Raw genomic sequence first — 570 nt, 5'->3', positions numbered from 1 at the left:
AGGCGTCGCGGGCCACGGCCAGCGCACCACGCAGCCCGGTCGGCGGGGGGAGCAGCGCGATCTGCGGCAACACCTTGTGGATGCGCCGCCACAGCGGGTGCAGGCGGCGGTAGTCGCGCAGCGCCCCCGCCCACTCCCACAGCCGGTCGAGCCCCACCATCGGTCCCCAGGAGGGCAGGGTGGACCCGATCAGCACCAGCAGGATCGAGGTGGTGAAGGCGAGCACCACCAGCGCGTCCGCGGCCAACGCCCAGTCCGGCCGCAGGAGGCCCACGGCCACCGCGACCAGCTTGGCCGTCACGTAGGCCAGCCCGCACAGCGAGCCGACGACGATCAGCCGGAGCCCGAGGCGCAGCAGCGGCCGGTGCGCGATGCGGGCGTACCGGCTGGCCAGGATCACCACCTGCACCAGCGACCAGCCCAGGTAGGCCAGGTAGACGTAGAGGAACGGCGCGTCGAAGGGCTCACCGTAGTACTCGCCGCCGCGTACCCGGGGTTCGGCGAGCCCGGCCGCGGGCGGCGTGACGGCGAACAGGGCCACCATCGCCGTCACGGTGACCGCCAGGGCCA

1 protein-coding gene is annotated in these 570 nt (G+C 74.0%); it reads right to left on the bottom strand.

What is annotated here, in order from left to right; all coding sequences use genetic code 11:
* Positions 1 to 570, bottom strand: a 570-nt coding sequence (locus C1I95_RS35635; protein ID WP_325048896.1) for an MAB_1171c family putative transporter, incomplete at both ends; no start/stop codon positions are given.

Source organism: Micromonospora craterilacus, from assembly GCF_003236315.1.
In the GTDB taxonomy this organism is placed as follows: Bacteria; Actinomycetota; Actinomycetes; order Mycobacteriales; family Micromonosporaceae; genus Micromonospora; species Micromonospora craterilacus.
The sequence above is the reverse complement of the archived record's forward strand: the minus strand, read 5'-3'. Positions and strand labels throughout refer to the sequence as shown.